The organism is Candidatus Latescibacterota bacterium (genome assembly GCA_020633725.1).
GTDB lineage: Bacteria > Krumholzibacteriota > Krumholzibacteriia > JACNKJ01 > JACNKJ01 > VGXI01.
In genome coordinates this window covers 744,031-759,927 of the sequence record JACKDC010000001.1, presented here as the reverse complement: position 1 = coordinate 759,927, position 15,897 = coordinate 744,031, and the positions used below count along the sequence as shown (strand labels likewise).

Genomic DNA, 15,897 nt, shown 5'->3' with positions numbered 1-15,897 from the left:
GCTCGCCTGCCGGGGGCTTTGCGTTGTCGCCGCGTAAGCGGCCTTCTCCTGGGACCTTAGCGACGTCGATTCCGAGCCGGCAACCGGGCGGCAGCAAAAAGCGCCGAGGCATGGAACTTGTTTTCCGCCTCGCCTGGAACGGAGGAAGACGTCGCGATGAAGTCCACGCTCTCACTGCTGGCTCTTCTGGTCCTGCTCCTCGGGGGTGGGACCCTGGCTGCCGCGCCCGGCGATCCGGCGCCGGATGCGCCCGCCGCGCAGCCGACGGACGGCGGGCAGGACGGCGAGCATGCCATCACCATCCTCCTCCCCGAACTCGAGAAGCGCCTCGGCAAGCTCGAGGGCATCGACACCGCGAGCACGCAGGACCTTGCCGGCGCGCTGAGCGTCGCGCGCGGCTACCAGAAGCTGGGCCTCTACGAGGAGGCCTCGAAGTGGTACGAGCGCCTGGAGCACCTGAACGGCGCCGAGCTCTTCGCCGATGCGATCTTCAACGGACGGCTCGCCATGGCCGTCGGCTCGGGCGACGCCGACTCCCTGCGCGCGATCATCCTGCAGGGCGGCCCGAACGTCGCCGACCCCGACGCGACCCTGCTGACGCGCGCCTTCACCGAGGTCGGTCGCCGCGGCGACTGGAACCAGGTGGGCGAGCTCGTCAAGACGAGCCTCTCCCTCTACGGCGACAAGGTGCCGGCCGATCTCCTCTACCTCCAGGGGCGCGCCCTCCGCCGGCAGAACCGCCTCGCCGAAGCGGTGCTGCACTTCGAGCGCCAGCTCAACGCCATGAAGGTGCCCGACGCGGTGCACCCGTCGGTGCTCTCGCAGAAGGGCCGCTTCCTGCGCGCCGCGGCGGACTGCTCCTTCCTGATGAACGACCAGCTGCGCGCGCGGGGGCTCTATCAGCGCCTCGCCGTCGAAGGCGAGCCCAACGAGCGGGAGTGGGGGCGTTTCCAGATCGCGCAGATGGACATGCTCGCCAACGACTACCCGCGCGCCGAGCGCGTCTTCCGCGCCATCGCCGCCGACAGCCTCGGCACCCTCGCCGAGCTCTGGGCGGCGCCGCTGGCCCAGCACTGCGCCGAGATGCAGGCCCAGAGCAAGTACTACGTGTCCTCGAGCCCCCGGCTCTCGGCCAAGGCAGGAGTGAACTGATGGAAGACGCCCTGCGCCGCCTGATCGACGTCTACTGGCGCGAGCGCGAGCTCTACCGCCAGGTGCGCGGACACGTGGCGCGGCAGCGCGAGCTGATCGAGGCGGGACGCAGCTACGCGGAGATCAACGCCGAGCTCTCGCGCAAGCGCGACCTGCTGGAGGAGATCGCGACGCTCGAGGCCTCGGTGCGCGCCGACCGCGAGCTCTGGCAACGCCGCCGCCACCAGCTCGACGGCAGCCTGGCGCGCTCGCTGATGACCCTGCTGGCCGAGGTCACGGGACTCGTGGAGACCCTCCTCGACGAGGAGCGCCAGAACGAGATCCTGCTGACGAGCCGCCGCCGTCACGGCGTGAGCACGGCCGTGGACGCGCGGCGCGCCGCCGCTAGCTACCGCAACCACAGCCACCTGGAGGGCAAATGACCCCGGCGCTGGGAACGGCCGCGCCGCGACAGGAGACGGATCCCGTCGCCGCGGTGGGACGTTTCGTCGCGGGCTTCACCCATCGCCTGCGCAGCCCGCTCACGGGCCTGCGCGGCTACGGCGAGCTGGCGGAGCGCGAGGAGGACCGCGCGCGGCGCGCCTACTGGCATCAGCAGCTGCAGGGCGGGCTCGACTCGCTCGATCTGCTGCTGGAGGGCTTTCGCCGCTACCAGATTCCCGAGCAGGTCGCGCGCCGTCCGCAGCCGGCGCGCCGCCTGGTGGAGGAGGCCTGGCGGCTGGCCGGGCGCGTCACGCCGGGCAGCGCCACCAAGCGGGTGACGCTGTCGATCGATCTGCCCGAGGGGCGCGAGTGGCGCGTGGACGCGTTCCACTACCGCAACCTCCTGGTGAACCTGTTCCAGAACGCGCTGGATGCCAGCCCCGAAGGCGGGCGCGTGCGCGTGAGCGAGGACGGCGAGGCCGTCCTGCGCGTGGAGGACGAAGGGCCCGGGCTCGGAGAGCTCGGCGCCGCGGAGATCGTCCAGCCCTTTTTCACGACGCGCGCGGACCGGGCCGGCCTCGGCCTGACCGTGGCGTCCCGCATCGCCTGCGAGCACGGCCAGTCGCTGTGCTGGCAGGCACGACCCACCGGCGGCCTGGCCGCCCTCATCGTGATTGCCAATCCGGCAGAACAGCAAAGGAGTCTCCGGTGAGCGAGATGCGTCGCATTCTGGTCGTCGACGACGAGCGCGTGATGACGGACTACCTCGGCGATATGTTGCGCGATCGATTCGACGTGGCCGTCGCGGCCACGACCGTCGAGGCCAAGGCCCGCCTCGGCGCCGAACCCTTCGACCTGGCGCTCACGGACTTCCAGCTGGAGCGCGCCGACGGCGGGCTGGAAGTGCTGAAGGCCTGCCGCGAGCGCGGCGTGCCGGTGCTCGTGATGACGGCCTACGCCACGCTGGACGCCGCCGTGGCGTCGCTGCGCCTGGGCGCCGTCGACTTCTTGCCCAAGCCCTTCGGAGCGCGCGAGCTGGATGCCGCCCTGCGCCGTCTCGAGGCCGGACAGCCCGCGCGCGCGCGGGTGGTGCCGGCGTCGGCGCCGGGCAACCGTCTCGTCCTGGGCAGCAGCGAGGCCATGCGCCGCGTCCATGCGCTGGCCGCCAGCGTGGCGCGCACCAAGGCCACGGTGCTGCTCACCGGCGAGAGCGGAACCGGCAAGGAGCTGGTCGCCGCGGCGATCCATGCCCTCAGCCACCGCGCGGGCGGGAGCTTCATCAAGGTCAACTGCGCGGCGATCACCGACACCCTGCTGGAGAGCACGCTCTTCGGCCACGAGAAGGGCGCGTTCACCGGCGCGATCAAGCGCACGGCCGGCAAGTTCGAGCTCGCCAACGGCGGCACGCTGCTCCTGGACGAGATCAGCGAGATGAAGCTCGAGCTGCAGAGCAAGCTGCTGCGCGTGCTCCAGGAGCGCGAGTTCGAGCTGGTGGGGGGCACCCGGACCATTCCCGTCGACGTGCGGATCATCGCCACCAGCAACCGCAATCTGCGCGAGGAGGTCCGGGCCGGACGCTTCCGCGAGGACCTCTACTTCCGTCTCAACGTGGTGCCGGTGCATCTGCCCCCGCTGCGCGAGCGCCGCGAGGACATCCCCGATCTCATCGAGCACTTCCTGGCCCAGTCCGCGGCCGAGAACGGCCTGACGCCGCCGGTGCTCGACATCGCGGTGCTGCGCGAGCTGCAGCGGCAGGCCTGGCCGGGCAACGTCCGGCAGCTGCAGAACGCCGTGGAGCGCGCCGTCGTGCTGGCGCAGGGGGAGCCGCTGCGCTGCGAGCACTTCCTCTTCGAGGAGGACCTCGGGGCGCCTGCCAAGAGCGCCGCGACCTTCGACCAGGACCTGACGCTCAAGGAGATGGAGAAGCGCATGATCATGGCCAGCCTCGCCCGCTTCCGGGAGAACCGGACCCAGGCGGCGCGCCACCTGGGCATCAGCGTGCGCACGCTGCGCAACAAGCTGAACCTGTACCGCGAGCAGACCCGGGCCGCCAGCCGCGCGGCCACGGCCTAGGAGCGACATGGCCCGCGACGTCTTCAACGCCGGCAACCTGGACCTGCTCAAGCGCAGCCTGGACGCCTACACCCTGCGCCAGCGCGTGATCGCCGAGAACATCGCGCAGGTGGAGACGCCGGGCTATTCGAGCCGCAGCGTGGATTTCGAGGACGCCCTGCAGCGGGCGCTCGACCGCGGCGAGACGGCCCTGCCCGAGCCGGTGCTGCGGCCCGACTCGCCGCGCGCGCTGCAGGGTACGACGAACGGCGTGAACGACGTGGACCTCGACCGCGAGATGGCCGCCCTGGCGGAGACGAACCTTCGCCACAAGCTGGCCACGCGCATCCTGTCCATCCGCTACCAGCTGCTGCGGAGCGCGATCCGCGGCAAGGGCTAGGAGGTGAGCCGCCATGGCGACTGAAGGCATCTTCTCCAGCTTCAAGGTGAGCGCCATGGGCCTCAAGGCCCAGCGCCTGCGCCTGGACGTGGCCGCCGAGAACCTGGCGAACGCCGAGACCACGCGGACGCCCGAGGGCGGTCCCTACCGTCCCAAGACGGTGGTGTTCTCCGCCCGCGAGGCGAAGCCGGAGCCGCGCCGGGTCAGCTTCAGCGCCCTGCTGGACCGGGCGCGCGAGCTGCCGGCGATGCCGCCGCAGCCGACCCTGCCCGAGCTCGAGGCGAAGGTGGCCACGGTGGCCGACCCCGTGACGAGCGAGTACGCGCCGGGCCACCCCGACGCGGACGCCGACGGCGTGCTGCTCAAGCCGAACATCAACCCCGTGGACGAGATGCTCACCCTCATCAAGGCGACGCGGGCCTACGAGGCCAACGCCACCGCCATGGACGCGGCCAAGGAAATGATCAGCCGCGCCATCGACCTCTAGGAGTAGGCGATGAAGGATCTCCAGCTGCGTCCCCTGGTCACGCACAACCTGCTCAAGGCCTACGGGCAGACGCCCACCGAGGCGCCCAAGGCCAGCGGTTTCGCGGCCATGCTCGAGCAGAGCCTGTCGAAGACGCAGGCGAAGCAGGACCAGGCCGACGCGGCCATCGGGGCGGCGGTGCTGGACCAGGGCGTGGATGTCCACCAGATCATGATCGCCCAGGAAGAGGCGAGCCTCACCTTCGAGCTTCTCATGGAAGTGCGCAACCGTCTGCTGGAAGGCTACCAGCAGCTCATGCAGATGCAGGTCTAGGGAGCGAGCATGGCAACGATGATCTCACGACTGCGGGAGCTCTGGGGACTGCTGGGCACGAGCCAGCGGGTGCTCTTCCTGTCGCTCACGGGCGCGGTGCTGGCCACGCTGCTGATCTTCTTCGCGTGGCTGGGCCGGGAGAACTTCACCCTGCTCTACTCGAACCTCGGCCCCGAGGACAGCGCGCGCGTGATCGAGCAGCTCCAGAAGCGGGGCGTCGACTACCGCGTGACCAGCGGCGGCAACGGCCTCATGGTGCCGGCTAGCCGCGTGGGCGAGCTGAAGGTGCTGATGGCCGGCGAGGGCCTGCCCACGGGCGGCCTCAGCGGCTACGAGCTCTTCGACAACGAGGGGCTCGGCGTCAGCGAGTTCACGCAGAATCTCAACTACCGGCGCGCGCTCGAGGGCGAGCTGGCGCGCTCGATCATCACCATCAACGGCGTCGAGAAGGCGCGGGTCCACCTGGTCCTGCCCAAGCAGGCGCTGTTCCGGGCCGAGCAGCAGCCGCCGACGGCCAGCGTCGTGCTGAATCTGCTCCGCCCCGGCGCGCTGCGCGGCGATCAGGTGCAGGCGATCCAGCGTCTGGTGTCCGGCAGCGTCGAGGGCATGAGTCCCGAGCACGTGACGATCCTCGACAGCTTCGGCACCCTGCTCTCCCGTGACGGCACGAGCGACGTGGCCGGACTCAGCAACGCCCAGCTGGAGATCAAGCAGGAGGTGGAGTCCTACCTCGGCCGCAAGGCCCAGAGCACGCTGGAGAGCGTGCTGGGCCCGGGCACCGCGCTGGTGCGCGTCAACGCCGAGCTGGACTTCGAGAAGGTGGAGCGCACGCGCCAGGTCGTGGACCCGGAGACCAGCGCCGTGCTCAGCGAGCAGCGCAACCAGAGCCAGCGGGACACCGAGGGCGAGAACACCGAGAGCTCCACGGTGCAGTACGAGTTCAACCGCATGGTGGAGAACATCGTGGCGGCGACCGGCACCGTGCGGCAGCTGAGCGTGGCGGTGCTCATCGACGGCGTCTACACCCAGGCCGAGGACGGCAGCAGCCAGTACGCGCCGCGCAGCGCCCAGGAGCTCGAGGGCTACCGCAAGGTCGTCGAGAACATCGTGGGCGTGAACAAGGACCGCGGCGACAAGATCGAGCTGCTCAACGTCCGCTTCCAGGAGACCCCGCTGCCGGAGGCGAGCGCCCTGTCCACCTGGGTGGGGCGCGCCCCCAAGTACATCAACGGCGGCCTGATCCTCCTGGCCCTGATCTTCCTCATGGCGACCTTCCGCCGCCTGAGCGGCCAGCTCGTGGCCGGTCTGACCGGGCCGACCCGCAGCGCGCGCGACCTCGGTCGGGCCGTGGAGGCCGGTCGCGATCCGGCGGGGGACAGCGCCGTCGCCGAGGGGATCCAGAGCAAGGCGGCGCACGCGCTGGAGGTCGAGGAGCAGGCCCGCGCGCTGGCGCTGGAGAAGCCCGAGGACATCGCACAGCTGGTGCGTACCTGGATGCACGCGAGGAGCTAGCACGTGAGCAAGGCGACGAAGCAGCCGGCGCCCGAGAGCCCGCCCGCCCCGGCGGCGGGGGTGAACCTCGACGGCATGAAGGGCGTCACCCGCGCGGCGATGCTGATGATAGCGCTGGGCAAGGAGGCGGCCTCCGAGATCACGCGGCATCTCAGCGACGAGGAGCTCGAGGACCTCTCCGCCGAGATCGTCTCAATCGGCACGATCTCGGCCGAGGACAAGCGCGCGATCATCGAGGACTTCGCGCAGACCGCCCAGGCGCGGGACTACATCCTGCAGGGCGGCGAGGACTACGCGCGCGAGATGCTCATCGCCAGCCTGGGCGAGCGCAAGGCCAAGGCCATCATGAGCCGCTTCCGCGGCCTGGGCGAGACGAACTACTTCGGCCTCATCAGCAACGTGGACCCGCCGAGCATCGCGAACTTCCTGAAGAAGGAGCACCCGCAGACGGTGGCGCTCGTGCTCAGCACCCTGCCCACCCATCAGGCGGGACAGATCCTCGTCAACCTGCCCGAGGAGACCCGCACCAGCATCGCCTACCGCATGGCCACCATCGAGCGGCCGAGCGCGGAGGTCATCGCCGAGATCCAGGGCGTGCTGGGCGACTACGTGCTCACGGACTTCCAGGACATGGGCGTCAAGTTCGGCGGCACGACCCACGTGGCGGAGACCTTCAACGAGATCGAGCAGACGGTCTGGAAGGGCATCCTCGAGGAGATCGAGGAGGTCGACGCGGCCGTGGCCGAGGACATCAAGAACCAGATGTTCACCTTCGGCGACCTGGTGCTGCTGGACAACAAGTCCGTCCAGGCCGTGATGAAGGAAGTGGACAGCAAGGACCTGGCCCTCGCGCTCAAGGGCGCGACGGGCGAGGTGCGCGACCTCGTCTTCGGCAACATGTCCAAGCGGGCGGCCACGGCCATCCGCGAGGAGATGGAGTACATGGGCGCGGTGCGCGTGAGCGACGTGGAGGCCGCCCAGGCCCGCATCATCGAGGTGGTGCGCAGCCTGGAGGCCGAGGGGACGATCTTCATCGCTGGACGCGGGGGGGAAGAGGGTGGCCTCATCGAGTGACGCGGCCCTCGGCCTCTACCTCGAGGACTTCGCCCGCGCCGGCGCGGACGCGGAGATCGCGCACCTGTCCCGGCAGCCCGGCTTCGCCGACCTGCGCGAGCGCCTGCTGGCGGAGGGGCGGGACGCGGGACGCCGCGAGGCGGCCGCGGAATACGCCGCCGAGCGCGAGGCCCTCGTGGCCGGCCCGCTGGCCGCGCTGGAGCGGCTCCTGTCGAGCCTGACGGCGGCGCGCGCCGAGTTCCAGCGCGAGAGCGAGCGCGAGCTGCTGGCCCTGTCCATGGGCATTGCGCGTCGGCTGCTGCGCGCCGAGCTGCGCGCGAACGACGCGGCGCTGGCGGGCAAGCTCGCGGAGCTGCTCGGCTGTCTCGAGCGTGAGAGCAGCATTCGCGTGCTGGCGAACCCGGACGACCTCGCCGCGGTGGACGCCCTGCTCGCCGCCGAGGGCAAGCGCCTGCTCGACGGTCTGCCCTTCCAGCTCCAGCCCGATCCGCGCCTGCCCGCGGGCAGCCTCGCCCTGGAGGGCGACCGCGCGCGGGTGGAATCCATCGCCGAGGACGAACTCGCCCGGCTCGAGGCGCTCCTGCTCGACGGCTCGCTCGACGCCGCCGACGCGCCGCCTGCTCCCGAGGACGGGCCCCATGGCGCTTGATCTGCGCCGTGCGCTCGAACGCGTGGAGCGCGGCGACGTGGTTCGCCGCGTGGGCCGGGTCAGCCGCGTGATCGGCCTGCTGCTCGAAGCGGAGGGCGCGCCCGCCTCGGTGGGTGAGCTCTGCCTGATCGAGACCGCCGGCGACGGCACGCTGCCCGCCGAGGTCGTCGGCTTCCAGGACGGGCGTCTTCTCCTCATGCCCTACCGCGCGATCGCGGGCATCCGACCGGGCGACCGCGTGGTGCCCACCGGCGCGCCGCTCAGCGTGGGCGTGGGCGACGGGCTGGTCGGCCGCGTGCTCGACGGTCTCGGACGTCCCATCGACGGCGCGGGCGACCCCTGGCTCCCCGAGCGCCGCCGCGTGGAGGGCCGCGCCCCGGCGCCCCTGGACCGGGCGCCCATCGCGCGGCAGTTCGTCACGGGCGTTCGCGCGCTCGACGGGCTCCTCGGGGTCGGCGAGGGGCAGCGCCTGGGCATCTTCGCCGGCAGCGGCGTGGGCAAGAGCGTGCTGCTGGGCATGCTGGCCCGGCGCGCCGAGGCCGACGTGATCGTCCTCGGGCTCATCGGCGAGCGCGGACGCGAGGTGCGCGAGTTCATCGAGCGCGACCTGGGCGCCGAGGGGCTTCGGCGTTCGGTGGTGGTGGCCGTGACCAGCGACGCCACCGCACTCGAGAAGGTCAAGGGCGCCGAACTCGCCTTCAGCGTGGCCGAGCACTTCCGCGACCGCGGGCGGCGCGTCCTGCTGATGATGGACTCGCTGACGCGCTACGCCATGGCCCTGCGCGAGATCGGCCTCGCCACCGGCGAGCCGCCGGCCAGCAAGGGCTACACGCCGAGCGTGTTCGCGGCGCTGCCGCGGCTGCTGGAGCGCGCGGGCTCGGCCGCCACGGGGTCGATCACGGGGCTCTTCACCGTGCTGGTGGAGGGCGACGACATGAACGACCCGGTCGCCGACACGGTGCGCTCCATCCTCGACGGGCACGTCCTGCTCAGCCGCCGGCTCGCGACGGCCGGGCAGTACCCGGCGATCGACGTGCTGGAGTCCGTCAGCCGTCTCTTCGACGCCGTGGCGCCGGCCGAGGCCGTCGCGAAGGCGCGCGAGCTCACGGCGGCGATGGCCGTCTACCGGGAGAACGAGGACCTCATCCAGATCGGCGCCTACGCCCCGGGCAGCAGTCCGGAGATCGACCGCGCGATCGCGCTGCGCCCGGACTGGCAGCGATTCCTGCGCCAGGCGCGGGACGAGCGAAGCACCCTCGACGAGACCCGCGGCGCGCTGAGCGCGCTGCTCGGGCAGGCCGCGTCGACGCGTCAGGCCGGAGTCCGCCGCTGATGGCGCGCTTCAGCTTTCGGCTGCAGAAGCTGCTGCGCCTCCGCGAGCGCGCGGAGCAGGACGCCGCCCTGGCGCTGGGGCGGCTGGAGAGCGAACTCGCGCTGGCGCGGCAGGAGCTCGAGCGCAGCGCGGCCCTGCGGCGGGCGCTGCTGGAGCGCAGGGATCGTCTGCAGCAGGGGCGCGTCGAGCCGCTGCGCCTGGGCGAGAATCGCTATCAGCTGCTGGTGCTCGAGCGCGCCGACGTGCTGGCGCGTCAGCGTCTCGCAGCTCAGGAGCAGGGCGTGCGGGCGGCGCGGGCCGTCCTGCAGGAGCGCAGCCGCGAGCGCCGTCTGCTCGAGAAGCTCGAGGAGCGGCGGCGCGCGGAGTGGGAGCTGGAGGAGGCGCGACGTGAGCGCCGCGAACTGGACGCCAGGCCGACCCCGCGGCATGGCATGACGATTGCGATGCCGAGCCCGATCGCGGACAGAAGGTGACACCATGAAATCGGTCATTGTCTTCAGTGTCTTGAGCTTTTTCGTGATCTTCGCCGGGACCTTTCTGGTGACGGGCGTCTTCACGGGCATCCGCAGCGCCTACTTCACCGGCGAGGAGGCCGCCCCCGTGGACTCCACGGCGGAGTACAGCCTCGAGCGGCAATCCCTGCAGGCCAAGGCGGCGGAGATTGCCGAGCGCGAGGGGGAGATCGAGGACCTCCAGGAGAGCCTCGAACTCGAGAAGGCCGTGCTCGCGGAGGAGTTCAACAAGATCGACGCCATGCGCAAGCGCATCCAGCTGGCCGTCGGCCAGGTGGAGGAGGAGCGGCTGCGCGGGCTGAAGAAGCTGTCCAAGGTCTACGAGGCGATGCCGCCGAAGGACGCCGCGGCGATCCTGAGCGGGATGGACGTGGACATCGTGCTCGAGGTGCTCCGCAACATGAAGGAACGCCCGGCGGCGCAGATCCTCGCGTCGCTGGACCCGGCGCGCGCCGCGGCCCTCAGCAACCTGCTGACGGCGCAGGGGGGCAAGTGATGGAGCTGCTCAAGATCCTCGGCGCCATCGCGGACCTCGCGCCCACGCCCGGAGCGGGCGTGGAAGCGCGCGGCACGAACGACGCCTTCCGCCGCGAGCTGGACAGCGCGATGACCCGCCGCGCCGACACGCCGGCGCCGCAGCCGGCGCGGGCGGACGTCGAGCCCGACGCTCCCGCCGCGCCGACCGACCGGCCCAGTGCGGACACGAAGCCCGCGCCGGAGCAGGGCCTCGCCGACGAGGAGACCCAGACCGGCAGCGACGACGACGCGCTGGACAGCGCCGCCACGCCGAAGGGCGAGGACGAGAGCGCTTCCCGCCTGCTGGCGATGCTGATGGGCGTCGCGGCGGGCGTGGACGACGGGATCGATCCGGCGTCCTCGACGCCGCCGATCAAGGAGGCCGCGGACACCGGCGCCATCCCGCCGCAGGTCCACGGCGAGCTCGGCGATGGGAAGGGTCCGATCGCGCCGGCGCTCGCGCCGACGGTGGACACCCACGCGCTGACCGCCGCCGGGACGGCGCTCGCCGACGCGCCGCCCCCCGCGGTCGACGCGCCGGCCCTGCAGCCGGACCCGCAGGCGTCGCTGCGCCCGGCCAAGGGTCGGGGCGGGGAGGCTCTCGCGGCGGTTTCGACCGCGGAGGACGGCAGGGCGCTGCGCGCCGACGCGCGCGTGGCCACGCTGCAGAGCGCGCTGCTCGGAATGCGCCGCCCGGCGAAGGGCGAGACCACGGTGACGGGCGAGTCGGCGGACGCCGACGCGACCGGCCCGATGCGCGCATTGGCCCCGACCCCGCGGCCCGTGCCGACGCCGACGCCACCCATGCGGCCGACGACCGCCGGGTCCTCGGCGCGTACTCCCGAGCCGCCTGCTGCCCCGCCGGCCGATGCGATGCCGTCCCAGGGCGCCGCGGCGACCACGGTCCCCGCTGCGGCGGGTGAAGCCGACGCCGACGTCGCCTCGGATGGCGAGGGCGCGCGCTCCCAGACCACGGACGGCGCGCCCGCGGCGCCGGCCACGACCGACACGCCCCGCGCCCACGGCGCGGAGACCCTGCTCCAGAACGGCGCCGAGCTGCGGGCTGCCGAGAGCAAGGCGGGGACGTCGACGCGGCCCGCCGGCCCGAGCACGCCGCTGCCGGCCAGCCTGCGTCCGGCGGAGCTGCCGGAGCGCAGCGTCAGTCTGCTGCGGGAGCTGCGCCAGAACGGCGAGGACAACTACCGCGCCACCCTGCGCCTGGATCCGCCGGCGCTGGGCAAGCTGCGCATCGAGGTGCAGATGGACGGGGACCGCAGCTGGACCCGCCTCACCGTGGAGAGCCACGCCGCGCGCGAGCAGCTGCAGAGCGAGCTGCCGCGCATCCGCGCCCTCATGGAGCAGCAGGGCCTGGGCGAGGCGCGCGTCGAGGTGCAGCTCCGCCAGGGCGGCGGGCAGCACGCGCAGGGCGACGGCCAGGGGCCGCGCTACGGCGCCCCCGCCGCCGAGACGGAGTCGGGACTGGAAGCCGCGCGGACCACGGTGTGGGCCGCGCACGACGGCCTCATCGACCTGAGAGCCTGAGGAGAGAGGGATGACCACGCAGATCAGCGATCTCGGCCTGGGCAACTCCATCGGCATGAACGGGGTGATGACGCCCAGCGCGGAGCTGGGCAAGGAGGAGTTCCTGCAGCTGCTCGTGAGCCAGCTGCAGCACCAGAATCCCCTGGAGCCGACGAACAACGAGGACTTCATCGCCCAGCTCGCCACCTTCTCGAGCCTCGAGCAGCTGCAGGACATCAACACCGGCACCCAGACCGGCCTGCTGATGCAGCAGAGCCTGGGCAACGCCATGTCCACGAGCCTCATCGGCCGCGACGTGCTGCTGGACACGAGCAACGTGCGCGTGGAGTCCGGCTCCGCCAGCGACTTCCTGGTGGACCTGGACGACGACGCCACGCTCACGGTGGAGGTCCGCAACGCGGACGGCGACCTGGTCCGCAGCATGACGGTGGCCGGCCAGGACGACCTGCCGCTCATCCCGGGCGAGCACGAGGTCCACTGGGACGGCAAGGACGACAAGGGCAAGGCCGTCCCCGACGGCGAGTACTCGGTGTCGGTGACCGCCACCGACGCCACGGGCGGCGACGTGGGGGTGAGCACCTGGCTGCGCGGCCACGTGGATGGCGTGCGCTTCTCCCAGGGCACCGCCTACGTGATCGTGGGATCCATGGAGTTCACGCTCGCGGACGTCATCGAGATCCGCGAGCAGATCGAGGCCGCCGCGGAGGCGGCGAACACCCCGTCGCTGACGGCGGGCTGAGCGCACACCGGAGAGCTGGAGCAAGCACTGAGGGAGGACTAGAGCATGCTGAGAAGCCTTTTCGCGGGCGTGTCCGGCCTGATCAACCACCAGACGAAGCTGGACGTGATCGGCAACAACATCGCCAACATCAACACCATCGGCTTCAAGACGGGCCGCGTCTCCTTCCAGGAGATGCTGAACCAGACCGTGCGCGGCGCGAGCCGCCCGGACTCGGGGCTCGGCGGCACCAACGCCATCCAGGTGGGCCTGGGCATGACGGTGGCCTCGGTGGACACCCTGCAGACCCAGGGCAACCTGCAGGCCACTGGGAACATGTTCGACATGGCCTTCCAGGGCGAGGGCTTCTTCGTGGTGAAGAGCGGCGACTCGCTGAACTTTACCCGGGCCGGCAACTTCGCCGTGGACGGCTTCGGCAACCTTGTGCACCAGGCGAGCGGGTCCATCCTCCAGGGCTATCTGCCGGACGCCGACGGCGAGATCCGCGAGAGCAGCACGCTCTCGGACATCGTGGTGGATCGCTCGCGGGTGGTGAACGCGCAGGCGTCCACCTACATCGGCCTGACGGGGAACCTCAAGGCCGACGCCGAGGCGCTGCCCACGATCACGGAGTCCGGGCGCTTCCTGAAGCTCGCCGAGAGCACGACCCTGCTGACGGACATCTCGCAGCAGAGCTTCGGCACGGACATGAACATCCGCTCGGGCGACGTGATCAGCCTCAGCGGCCTGATCGACACGGACATCATCTCGGGCAGCCTGGTGGTGGACGACAGCACCAGCGTGCAGGACGTGCTGGACTTCATCAACGGCGCGCTGACGGCCGTCAACCCCACCTATCCGCCCGGCTCGGTGACCTTCGTGAACGGCGAGATCACGGTGGACGGCCACCCGGCCGGCGGCAACGACATCCACGATCTACGCCTGAGCATCAACGGCAATCCCGAGTTCAACTCGGCCTTCACCTTCCCCTCGCTGATCACGTCGGGCACCGGCGACAGCGCCACGATGAACGAGACGCTCATGCAGGCCGCCGACGCGACCGACCTGCTGGTGAACCTCTACAACGGCGTGGGCGAGCCGCTGGACGGACCCGACAGCGAGTACGGGATCGACGGCACCACGCTGACGCTGCAGGCCTACGTGGGCGGCGAGGCCCACATGCCCAGCGACTTCAACGTGACCGGCACCACCTCGCTGCAGGACCTCATGAACGCCCTGCAGGCGGTGACCGGCATCTCGGACTACGGCAACGCGGGCGTGACCCTGACCGCCGACGGCGCCATCCGCATCCAGGGCAACCCGGGGACGGACAACTCCATCGACAGCATCTCCATCGGCGACTCGACGTCGACGACGACCTTCGGCACGACCTTCCTCTTCGACCAGATCCAGGCGGCCAAGGACGCGGAGATGCATCCGGTGAGCGTGGACGTCTACGACAGCGTGGGCGCCAAGCACCACCTGACCATCTCGCTGCGCAAGCCGTCCTCGGACGCGGGCAACATCGAGTGGTACTGGCAGGCCGAGGTGGACGGCACCAGCGAGATCCTCGCGGGCGACCGCGGCAGCCTGATCTTCAACCCCGACGGCGAGCTGGTGAGCTTCTCCTTCGACGACGGCAGCGGCTCCATCCGCATCGATCCGGGCAACGGCGCCAGCACCATCGACCTGCAGATCCAGACGGCCGTGGGCTCGAGCACGCTCACCCAGACCGCCGGCGCCTCCACGGCGAAGATCGTGGCGGTGGACGGCTACGCCTCGGGCACGCTGGAGACCGTCTTCGTGGACGAGCGCGGCGTGATCGTGGGTCAGTTCTCCAACGGCGTCTCCGAGGACATGGCCCAGATCGCCGTGGCCCAGTTCTCCAACGCCGCCGGCCTGACCCGCCAGGGCAGCAATCTCTATTCAGAAAGCAGCAATTCCGGCCGATCCCTGGTCGGAACCATCAGCGGCTCGGTGGTGAACCGCATCACCCCCGGTGCGCTCGAGATGAGCAACGTGAACCTCGCGCAGGAGTTCACCGAGATGATCACCGCGCAGCGCGGCTTCCAGGCCAGCGCGCGGATCATCAGCACCGGTGACGAGATGCTCACCGAGCTGGTGAACATCAAGCGCTAGGGCGCGCAGGGGGCTGAGCAGGCATGATTCGGCTGACGAAGCTGAACGGGCAGTCCGTGGCGGTCAACGCCGACCTCATCGAGATGGTCGAGGAGACGCCGGACTGCCTGCTCACCCTCACCACGGGGCGCAAGCTGATGGTGCGGGAGTCGATGGAGGCCGTGCGCGAGGCCTTCCTGGAGTATCGCCGCCAGCTGGGACGGGCCTATCCCGTCCCGTCCGGCGGCCCGGACTACGATCCGACGGAGATCGCGCAGCCCTAGCGGACGGCGCGGCCCGGCGGGAGGGAAACCAGCGTGGACATCGCAACCCTGGTCGGCCTGGTGATGGTGATGGTGGTGCTCGCCCTGCAGCTCCTGCTGGGCGGCTCCATCGCGCTGTTCATCAACGTCCCGTCCATGGTGGGCACCTTCGGCGGCACGATCGCGGCGCTGTTCATCAACTTCAGCCTGCCGCAGATCCTGGGCGCCATGAAGGTGGCCCAGAAGGCCTTGCGCGACAACAGCAAGGACACGTCCGAGCTGATCAAGAACATCGTCACCTATGCCGAGAAGGCGCGCAAGGAGGGCATGCTCGCCCTCGAGGAGATGGCCGAGAAGGAGCAGGACGACTTCCTGCGCAAGGGCCTGCGCCTGGCCGTGGACGGCACCGATCCCGCCGTGCTGACCCGGATCATGGAGATCGACATCGACCAGGTGGAGAGCCGCCACAAGCAGGGCCAGGAGATCTTCAACCAGATGGGGGCCTACGGGCCCGCCTTCGGCATGATCGGCACGCTGATCGGCCTCGTCCAGATGCTCGCGGGCCTGGACGACCCCAGCACCATCGGCGCGGGCATGGCCGTGGCGTTGCTGACGACGTTCTACGGCGCGATCCTCGCCAACTCCTTCGCGCTGCCCATGGCCGGCAAGCTGAAGGTCCGCAGCGGCGAGGAGATCAACCTGAAGTGGATGATGGTCGAGGGCATCATGGCGATCCAGTCGGGCGACTCTCCGCGCATCGTCGAGGAGAAGCTGAAGAGCTACCTGACGCCCCAGGCCCGCGCGGCGCTCGAGGCCGAGCGCGCCAAGGACTAG

The 15,897-nt window shown here is 70.9% G+C and carries 18 protein-coding genes; all 18 read left to right on the top strand.

Annotated elements, in window-relative coordinates:
• Positions 1-156: 156 nt before the first annotated feature.
• From H6693_03370 to H6693_03285, 18 genes are read left to right on the top strand one after another with little or no spacing between them, the layout of a single operon-like run.
• On the top strand, positions 157-1,152 hold the full coding sequence (locus H6693_03370; protein MCB9515210.1) for a hypothetical protein: 996 nt from the start codon (positions 157-159) through the stop codon (positions 1,150-1,152).
• Positions 1,152-1,574 (top strand): hypothetical protein, encoded by a 423-nt coding sequence (locus tag H6693_03365; GenBank protein MCB9515209.1) that lies wholly within the window; start codon positions 1,152-1,154, stop codon positions 1,572-1,574. The genes H6693_03370 and H6693_03365 overlap by 1 nt, the downstream gene beginning before the upstream one ends.
• Entirely contained in the window at positions 1,571-2,287 is a 717-nt protein-coding gene (locus H6693_03360; protein MCB9515208.1) for a HAMP domain-containing histidine kinase, read from the top strand. Before H6693_03365 ends, H6693_03360 begins: the two co-directional genes overlap by 4 nt.
• Positions 2,284-3,648, top strand: a complete 1,365-nt coding sequence (locus H6693_03355) for a sigma-54-dependent Fis family transcriptional regulator (protein MCB9515207.1) — start codon at positions 2,284-2,286, stop codon at positions 3,646-3,648. The genes H6693_03360 and H6693_03355 overlap by 4 nt, the downstream gene beginning before the upstream one ends.
• A 7-nt stretch (positions 3,649-3,655) precedes the next feature.
• Entirely contained in the window at positions 3,656-4,027 is a 372-nt protein-coding gene (flgB, locus tag H6693_03350; GenBank protein MCB9515206.1) for a flagellar basal body rod protein FlgB, read from the top strand.
• 13 nt (positions 4,028-4,040) lie between these two features.
• Positions 4,041-4,514 (top strand): flagellar basal body rod protein FlgC, encoded by a 474-nt coding sequence (gene flgC, locus H6693_03345; GenBank protein MCB9515205.1) that lies wholly within the window; start codon positions 4,041-4,043, stop codon positions 4,512-4,514.
• A gap of 9 nt (positions 4,515-4,523) precedes the next feature.
• Positions 4,524-4,826 (top strand): flagellar hook-basal body complex protein FliE, encoded by a 303-nt coding sequence (fliE, locus tag H6693_03340; GenBank protein MCB9515204.1) that lies wholly within the window; start codon positions 4,524-4,526, stop codon positions 4,824-4,826.
• A gap of 18 nt (positions 4,827-4,844) precedes the next feature.
• A complete protein-coding gene (fliF, locus tag H6693_03335; GenBank protein ID MCB9515203.1) occupies positions 4,845-6,338 on the top strand; it encodes a flagellar M-ring protein FliF in 1,494 nt (497 codons plus the stop codon).
• Positions 6,339-6,341: 3 nt separating this feature from the next.
• Positions 6,342-7,412, top strand: coding sequence for a flagellar motor switch protein FliG (gene fliG / locus H6693_03330; protein ID MCB9515202.1), 1,071 nt, complete (start codon positions 6,342-6,344; stop codon positions 7,410-7,412).
• Positions 7,396-8,061: a hypothetical protein gene (locus tag H6693_03325; GenBank protein MCB9515201.1), complete on the top strand. Its 666-nt coding sequence runs from the start codon at positions 7,396-7,398 to the stop codon at positions 8,059-8,061. The genes fliG and H6693_03325 overlap by 17 nt, the downstream gene beginning before the upstream one ends.
• Positions 8,051-9,394: a FliI/YscN family ATPase gene (locus tag H6693_03320; protein MCB9515200.1), complete on the top strand. Its 1,344-nt coding sequence runs from the start codon at positions 8,051-8,053 to the stop codon at positions 9,392-9,394. Before H6693_03325 ends, H6693_03320 begins: the two co-directional genes overlap by 11 nt.
• Positions 9,394-9,867 (top strand): flagellar export protein FliJ, encoded by a 474-nt coding sequence (gene fliJ / locus H6693_03315; protein ID MCB9515199.1) that lies wholly within the window; start codon positions 9,394-9,396, stop codon positions 9,865-9,867. The genes H6693_03320 and fliJ overlap by 1 nt, the downstream gene beginning before the upstream one ends.
• Before the next feature lie 4 nt (positions 9,868-9,871).
• Entirely contained in the window at positions 9,872-10,402 is a 531-nt protein-coding gene (locus H6693_03310) for a hypothetical protein (GenBank protein MCB9515198.1), read from the top strand.
• Entirely contained in the window at positions 10,402-11,964 is a 1,563-nt protein-coding gene (locus H6693_03305; protein MCB9515197.1) for a flagellar hook-length control protein FliK, read from the top strand. The genes H6693_03310 and H6693_03305 overlap by 1 nt, the downstream gene beginning before the upstream one ends.
• A gap of 10 nt (positions 11,965-11,974) precedes the next feature.
• Positions 11,975-12,703: a hypothetical protein gene (locus H6693_03300; protein MCB9515196.1), complete on the top strand. Its 729-nt coding sequence runs from the start codon at positions 11,975-11,977 to the stop codon at positions 12,701-12,703.
• Between the two features lie 45 nt (positions 12,704-12,748).
• Entirely contained in the window at positions 12,749-14,821 is a 2,073-nt protein-coding gene (locus H6693_03295; protein MCB9515195.1) for a flagellar hook-basal body complex protein, read from the top strand.
• Between the two features lie 23 nt (positions 14,822-14,844).
• On the top strand, positions 14,845-15,084 hold the full coding sequence (locus H6693_03290) for a flagellar FlbD family protein (GenBank protein MCB9515194.1): 240 nt from the start codon (positions 14,845-14,847) through the stop codon (positions 15,082-15,084).
• 33 nt (positions 15,085-15,117) lie between these two features.
• Positions 15,118-15,897, top strand: coding sequence for a motility protein A (locus tag H6693_03285; protein MCB9515193.1), 780 nt, complete (start codon positions 15,118-15,120; stop codon positions 15,895-15,897).